Source organism: Rhodopirellula maiorica SM1, from assembly GCF_000346295.1.
Lineage (GTDB): Bacteria > Planctomycetota > Planctomycetia > Pirellulales > Pirellulaceae > Novipirellula > Novipirellula maiorica.
In genome coordinates this window covers 1-8,124 of sequence record NZ_ANOG01000450.1, presented here as the reverse complement: position 1 = coordinate 8,124, position 8,124 = coordinate 1, and the positions used below count along the sequence as shown (strand labels likewise).

The following is an 8,124-nucleotide window of genomic DNA, read 5'->3' as shown; positions in this document are numbered from 1 at the left end:
ATAGACGTCTTTGCCCGCTTGCATCGCCCAAATGCCCATCAAGGCGTGCCAGTGATTGGGGGTAGCACAGGTCACGATATCCAGCCCGTTCATTTCCAGGGCATCACGCACGTCGGTAAAGAATTCGGGCTTGCTGCCTTGCATCTCGCTAACTCGGGCAACCCGTTGCTTTCCGACACTATCGTCAACGTCGACGATCGCGCGAATCTCGGTGCGAGGATCGTGATTGAAGCCGCGAATGTGTTCGTTGCCGCGGCTATTCACGCCGACGACGCAGACGCCTAGTTTTTCATTGGGGCCGGCGGCGCGGGCAAACTGCTGAGCACGTGGGAGCGATGCCGTAGCGAGTGTCGCTGCTGCGGCCGAGCTGAACTGACGTCGAGATAGTTTTGGCATACTAATTCTTTTCCAGGTAGGAAGCAAAAAGGGTGGGACAGAGTCCTCCATTTTACCTGGAAAAAAAACAGCAGTGGTGCGTTAGGCCACGAAATTTCCATGTTAGGAACGGATCGTCCCCAACATGGATGATTCGGACCGTTTATTGGCTGGTCGCCAAGCGGTTGACCATCGAGGGATCGGTCAAACTGGGTTGCATCGGATCGGCTCCAATGGTACCGACCAACTCATCCATATAGCTGCTCGATTCGGCATGGGAACGCATCTCCGCTGCGTAGGCGAGTCGCTCCGATAGCTCCAAGTCGAGCATCGAATCGTTCTGTTTGGAATGCTCGATCATGGTTTGCAGTCTCGCTTCGAAGGCTTTCCAGTGATCGATATCACGGATTTGCTTCTTCTTCAATCGAGCTGCGTACCAGTCGCTTTTCAGCAGCGATTCTCGGGTAAACAGTTCACGAATCTCGGGGTCGCTAGCTGTTTTTCCTTCGTGTTCGCCGTACGCCATGATATTCAAGATGGCTTTCAGCGGTGGACAGGCCAATTCATAGCCGCCGTCGTCCATGTAGGCCAACGCGACTCGTTTCTGAGCCTCGGTGATGTGCAAGATGCCATCGACGTAGGATTCCATGTCTTGCAGTTCAGGTTGCAAAATCTCGGGTGTAAACACCTTCGATGGGTTATCAAATACGCGAGCCAGATAAGTGCGAACGAACTTCGTCGTGATGCGGTAGCCCAACCGGCTGGCGGGAACTCGCAAATCGCCGTGATCGAAATCTTCGACCTTTTCAAGCATCTTGTTGCGAATCATCTCGGCGGGATCGCGTTCTTCGGGGCCAAGTCGACACCAGACCTCGGGGATCAGCAACGAAATATCGTGACCGACTTCGAAACGAGGTCCGACGTGGCCCGCCGCGGTGCTAAATCCACCCAGTCCCGTCAGAATCAGTGACACGACGGTTGAGTTCAAATCGACCGAAGGCATCAACGCATTGAACGGTCCTTTGGTCAGAGCCCCTTCGCTACCGGCACCCGTGGTACTTGGGCTTTTGCCAGTCAACGAACAAACGTAGTCCATCAACAACTCGGGCAACTCTTGATAGTGCAGCGGCGAGTAGACGGCGAGCGAACGAAATCCAGCCTTCAAGTCCGGCGGATTGTTGCGACGTCCCGACAACACGGCACCTACCGGAGCATGGATCGGAGCGTCTTCGGCTAGCCCACGATGCAATTGCATGCCTCGCATCGCGACATAGGTGTCGCGTGAATTGACCATGTCGGGACGGTCTTGTAGGTAGCGTGGGTTCTTGGTCGGCGCACCGTTGACGATCCGTGGGTTCGCAGTGCTGACCACATAGCCGTCTTTGGCTTTGGCGGCCTTCGCCAGCATCGATGCCATCGGAGCGGTGAATTTGTCGAATTCAATCGCGTCTTCGACGATTTCGCGAGCCTGTGCCGTCGTCAAGGGTTCAAAGTTACTGATAAAGCTGCCGGGACGTGACAGATCAAGCTCGGTCTGTTTATCCAAACCGCGATGCACGGCGTCATCGGGACGTTGGAACAATCGGTATTCGCAATTTTCGACGAATTTGTAGCTGCCTGCCGGCGTGATTGCCTTGCCGACATCCCCTAGCACATCGGCTGGCACGACCACGCTGGCACTGATGTCGTCTTCACGCTGGACTTTGTCCGCGGCAATAAAGTCCTGTCGTAATTTGAACGTACGCCAACGGTTGTTGTCCCAACCGACACGCAAATATGTACCCACGAGCGAACGGTCGCCGATTTTCAATTCGTGGCCAGCCGATCCGTTGACGATGTCGACACCAAAATGCTCGTGCCAATTTTGCTCCATCCCCGAACGGATAAAACGTTTGATGATCAGTGCCATCGAATAGACGTGTTCGGGAATCTCACGCAGCCACTGGTTGTATTCATCGTTGTAATCCGGCGAAGGCGTTAGCAACTGGATCACGCTGCCGAGACTACGGCTGGGGTCGAGCACGGGGCGACTTGGTTTTTCGGTATAGTCGGTCCGACCGGTGTACTCTTTGGACCAACGGTCGTGATAAGTACGCGAAAAGATCTCGTCGAGTTTTGCGAAGTCTTTTTCACGGTCGGTGACGAAGATCGGACCGTACAACATATAGTCACGAAGACTCTTACTGATTTCGCTCTTTCCGCCGCCGCTAACCGTACAGGGTTTGTGGCAAAAAATGCCTTCGCCGACGGATCCAACCAATCGCCACGACGGAGCAGCGGGGTGTTTTTCCAATCGGATCTTGTAGCCGCTCGGTGCGATATAAACGTTGGCCGGTGACAGCGGAATCCGCTCTGTCTTGCCATCGTTGGTCCAAGTGACACAGCGCTGGATCAGTGTGACTTTGGCATTCTCGGGAATGTAGACGACGGTCGGATCGAAACGGTCGATGCCGTATCCCTCGGGCTTGACGTCGATAAACGAATCGTATTCACGTGCGACGTCTGCAAACCGGCGACCGTTGTAGCGGCGGCTGTTGACTTGGAATTCATCGCCTAGCGAATACGAGGCAAACGCTAACGCGCCGCCGGAGTGTTCCTCTTCGCATCCGCCCATCAAATTGGTGGCATAGCTGAGCTGCGTTTTGACTTCCTTTTTGCAGTAACCGTAGTAGTTGTCGGCGATCAACGTGACAACCACTCCCGATTCGTCGCGGCAAGTGAGTTTGAACGCACCGCCGTCATTGTATTTTTCTTCGGGGTCTTTCCAGCACATCGAATCATGTCGTTGCCGTTCGCTGGCATCGTCATAATGCGGCAGACCAAGTTCTTTCTTGGTCATGCTGGTCAAATGCGTTGCCAAGATCACACAGCCGGTGTGTCCGCTCCAGTGCAATACGTCGAGTCCGGCATCGTTGCGGCTGCTGAGCGGATCGCCTGCGTTTCCGAAAATCGTTTCCACAAAATCGAGGTTACTGATCAGTGAACCCGGAGCAAAGAAACGGGTTTCCATCGTTTTCTGAGCGCCGAACCCTGGGACCTCGGGACATACGATTGGACGCAGCAGCAGTGAAACCCAAGTCAGCGAGGGCTTGGACGAGGTGGACGTGTAGGGCAGCAACATCATGTCGTCCGGAGGCGTCATCGCAGCCCGGAACAGGTTGACAAACACGTTTTTGGGAACGATCCGTTTGTCGCTTGGAATCGGCAATCCGCCCTCGACAACATGAAACGTCCCCGCCGTCGTGCGGCGATCGGCGCGAGGATTATTGAGCACGCCGTTTGCACATCGATACGAGCTGACCAGCTCGTTTTGGAATTCGTGACCGCCCGCGGGAAGGCTCAATTCGCGGGCCATGCCATGGCGATCCAGCGTCAATGTCCGGCCGGGTAATCGCAGCGGTTCACCGTCAACCACGTCAGCGAAGTAGGAATTGAGAAAGTTTTCGATTCGCGAATCAACGGGAGCACGGTATTCGGAGAGCAACCGATTCTTTTCTCGCAGGCTCTCGAGGATTCCCGCCGAGAACGTCGTCATCGATTGGTCTTGTTCGCTGTCGGGCGGCAATAGTCCGGCCGAAGCGAGTTGAAGCGTAATGTAGTTTCTTAGATTTTCTTTTGCCGCGGGGGTGTTCGACAGATCGCGATCCCACCCCAAAGCTCGTTGAAGTTCTTCCTTTTCGGACTCGCCACACTGTAACGTGGGGATTTGTGATGACAACATTGCCTAACTCCTGAGCTTAGGGGACTTGAATTCCGCCTTCTGAATTCACACGGTCATAACGCGGTATCGTCAACGAAACCGTCGCAAAGGATGTTATACACCACTCAGCCATTTCACGAACAGCATGCAGTGCGGGTGGTTGGGTTCAGACCACAAAAGAAAAACCCTCGACGGTAAAGTGCACCGACGAGGGTTTTTATGTTGACAGCTCAACGCATGAGTTGACGATCCGACGAGACGGCTTAGAAGTCGTCGTTTTCTTCGGCTTCGCGAGCGTAGGAGAAATCCGTTCGCTCGTCGACCGATTCGTAAAACCCTTGGATTACGTCGTTGGTTGATCCGCCGCCGGCAAGCATCGCCATCATGCGATCTCGTGGGTTTTGAAACAGCACCTTCAACTCGTCCATGGTCGGTTGGAAGTTGGTGGGTTTGACCACGTACGCCACGCTTTCGGGCATGTTCATCGCGGCCGAATACTCGCCAACTTCGGAATTAAACACAGACTTCATGAATTCTTCGCCAACCGAATTCAACTCCGGTACGTTACCAATCGACGCACCTTGGAATCCAAACGAATCGAGCCAGCTGAACGGACCGAGTCCCGTTTTCACTTCGTCTTTGTTTTCTTCGGGAACGAGTTCGGTCAATTCGGAACCGCTCTTGTTCGCGTTGGCGGCAAGTTCGATTGCGGCTTCCATCGCCAATTTACGAGCTTCGCTCAATCGAACCGCAGCGATCACTTCCTCGCGGACTTCTTCCAGCTCGGGTGTATACGCTTTTTGTTCGTCAATCTTCCATGAAATGTAGGTCTTGCCACCACGGTCATCGACCGTGCGAAGTGGCGAGTAGAGGACTTGGCGAGGCACCACGCCCATCTGGGTTTGGCCGCCGTACATGAACGTCGTGAAAGCGGGCCCACGTTGCATTTGCTGCGTGCCGACTTCGACGGTTTGTGCAATGGGTTCCGCCTGGATCGACATCTGGTTATACGGACCGATCTTTTGATAACGGAATCCGAATTCCTCGCCCAATTTCTTCAGGTCGAATGGCTTAAGCTCTTCGACTTCGAGACCATTCTTGACGTCGCTGCTGTAAATCGCATGCTGATTGAAATAGCGTCGCATCCGCGAAAACATTTCCGCAGTCGCTTTGCCCATTCGCTGTTCAGCGATCGGTCGTGCCAGCGAGTCGGCGATCTCTTCGCGTACCGCTTCGAACGATTCGGTTGCCGGTTCCTTCGACTCGGGCTCGCTCTCTTCGGCAGCCGGTTTTTCGTCCGTTTTCGCTTCGGCGGGCTCTTCTTTCATCTCCGGCTCGGACTCGTCCGCTGATTTTTCGTCCGCTGATTTTTCTTCTGCCGCGGGGTCTTCCGCTTCTTCTTTTGCGGTTTCCTTTGCTGGTTGTTCGCTTACGGCTTCGTTTTCCGCAGCGGTGGTTTCCGCTTTGTCACTTTCCGTTTCGTCGCTTTCGGCTTCGTCCGTGGTGTCTTGGAAAGCGACCAAGCGGATGCCGTTATCGGCGGTCATGGAATTGCGGCTGCTGGTTTTTTCTGAATCCTCTGAATCGTCCGCTGACTCTTCGCCCTCAGCTTGGTCGGCGGCGGGTTGATCACTTGGCGAATCCGCTTCCGGCTCGTCTTTAGCGTCATCTTGTTTCGCATCGTCGGCAGGTTTCGAATCGTCGGCAGGTTTCGAATCGTCTTTTTCAGCCGTTTCAGGTTCCGTCGCTTCAGGTTTTTCTTCGCTAGCCGCTGGTTTCTCTTCCATGGGCTCTTCTTCGCTAGCCGCAGGTTGGTCGTCTTTGGTTTCAGCGTCTTTACTTTCAGCGTCGTCCTTCGATTCGGAAGGTGTTTCTTGATCGCTAGGCGATTCGGTGGCCGCTTCGGTTTCCATCACCTCGGTTTCAACGAGTTCGGTTTCCAGCCCATCGGCCATCTCGGATTCGTCGGCTGCTTGAGTCGCAGGATCTTCGGGCAACTGGAAATCGCCGCCGGCGAGTCGTCGTTCGTACTCGGCACGCAGTTCTTCTTCGCTGAATTTCACTGCTTCTTCGTCGATAAACGACTGCAGATCCGCGACGAGGTATTCAAATTGGGCGGTGTATTGGCGATGAAATGCCGGAGCAGGCGATTGTTCGTTCGGGTCGTTGTCCTTGCCCTCTTCGTACATCGCTTTGATCGCCGATTCGCTGGGGTTTGGATCGGTTTTGCTGACAAAGCTTTCGACGGGAATGCCATACGCGGTCGCTGTCGCTTCGCGGTTGAGCTTCAAAAAGTTCGTCCACTCTTCGGCGGGCGTCATGATCGGCATTTGGCCGGCTGCGACGACGGCGAAGCCAGCTCGGTTATACAAATCGGCCAACAAGTGGTTGCGGAGTTGTTCGTACAGATGCACGCGTCCCATTTGGTTGCGAGTGCTTTCCATCAGCAATGCGTCGATCTGTTTGTCGGTGAATCGATCGTCGACGAACAGATTCAACCAGGCTCCGATCGCAGCATCGTCTAGCTCGAAACCGGCTTTGTTGGCTTCGGAGGCAAACTGCATCGTTTTCAGCGACAGTTGCTCACTGGGCACCTCGCTGATTCCGATCGATGCGACGCGGTTGTTCTGGTCGTCATAGCGGAACCCTGGGGTTTTGGGCGACCCACCCGCTGCAATCGTTTTTTCCGCTAACTCACGCAGAAAACGCACCATCGCTTGGTGATTTTGCGTCATGTAGGAAATGCGATTCTGAGAAACTTCGATTCCGTCGAAACTCGCCAGCGTCGCGTCTCCCCCACCTCCCGTATTTTGACGCAGGTAGGTATCGAGTGCGGGCAGCACGACAAACGAGAACATCGCCAACATGATCAGAAAGACCATCATGGGTTTGAGGTTCTTGCGAAAGATTTCGAACGGACTGTTGTTCATAGCAGACTCTTTCTGGCTTCTTTTTCTGGCGAGGACGCAAAGCCGGAGTGTTTTTCCGTGCTTTGGGGGAATGTCCGATGGGGTTTTCCGTAAATTTTCTAAAAAAATCGCTCGGTCGATGACTGCAATTTTATTGCAATCGTCTTTGGAGTGATCTTGACAACAAGCCGCGATCGACCAACTCTCTGTCAGAAGCAACAGCTCATGACCGATGTGTGCCAACCGAGATGCAAAGCGTATCGCCCCTCAATTTAGAGGGTCAAGCCGAGTATCGCATCCGCATCCATGGCGTACTGTGTTGTTGTACTGACTTTCGGTCCATTTCGTCTAACCCTAACCACGTCGTTTTTTTGTATGGCTAAAAGCACGGGCAAAAGTTTGGTGATCGTCGAATCACCAGCCAAAGCACGCACGATCTCGAAATACTTGGGCAAAGGCTATCAGGTCGAGGCAAGTATTGGGCACATCCGCGACCTCCCCGGTGGTGCCAAAGAGATGCCGGAAAAATACAAAAAAGAGCCTTGGGCCTATCTGGGGGTGAATACCGAGAACGATTTCGAGCCGATTTACATCGTTCCCGATGACAAAAAAAAGCAAGTCAGCAAATTAAAAGCTGCTCTGAAAGAAGCCGACAACCTCTATCTCGCGACGGACGAAGACCGTGAAGGAGAAGCGATTAGTTGGCATCTTTTCGAGATTCTGAAGCCAAAAGTGCCCGTCCATCGGCTTGTTTTTCACGAAATCACCAAGGATGCGATCCAAAAAGCGATCGAGAATCCACGCGATATCGATGGGGGATTGGTTGACGCCCAGGAAACACGCCGCATCTTGGACCGCTTGTACGGTTACGACGTTTCGCAGCTGCTGTGGAAAAAAGTAGGCCGTGGCTTGAGTGCCGGACGCGTGCAGAGTGTCGCTGTTCGCTTGATTGTCCAACGCGAACGCGAACGGATCGCATTTGTCGATTCGACCTACTGGGACCTCGAAGCCACTTTTGACACCGCGGCTAAAGAGTCCTTTGCCGCCACGCTGGCGACGGTCGATGGCCGAAAAATTCCGTCGGGCAAAGATTTTGACTCCGAAAACGGCAAACTGAAAAATCCCGACCTGCTGCAAATG

At 53.9% G+C, this 8,124-nt stretch carries 4 protein-coding genes; 1 reads left to right on the top strand and 3 read right to left on the bottom strand.

Annotated features, from left to right (window positions below; genetic code table 11):
* The 3 genes from RMSM_RS14260 to RMSM_RS14250 all read right to left on the bottom strand — a co-directional run.
* A partial coding sequence (locus tag RMSM_RS14260) for a Gfo/Idh/MocA family protein (RefSeq protein ID WP_008697257.1) occupies positions 1–396 on the bottom strand: 396 nt, incomplete at its 3' end.
* Between the two features lie 142 nt (positions 397–538).
* Positions 539–4,096 (bottom strand): PPi-type phosphoenolpyruvate carboxykinase family protein, encoded by a 3,558-nt coding sequence (locus RMSM_RS14255; protein WP_008697255.1) that lies wholly within the window; start codon positions 4,094–4,096, stop codon positions 539–541.
* 242 nt (positions 4,097–4,338) lie between these two features.
* A complete protein-coding gene (locus RMSM_RS14250; RefSeq protein ID WP_008697253.1) occupies positions 4,339–7,005 on the bottom strand; it encodes a putative secreted protein in 2,667 nt (888 codons plus the stop codon).
* Between the two features lie 354 nt (positions 7,006–7,359).
* On the opposite strand from RMSM_RS14250, the gene RMSM_RS14245 reads away from it, so the two are divergent.
* A partial coding sequence (locus tag RMSM_RS14245; protein WP_008697252.1) for a DNA topoisomerase occupies positions 7,360–8,124 on the top strand: 765 nt, incomplete at its 3' end.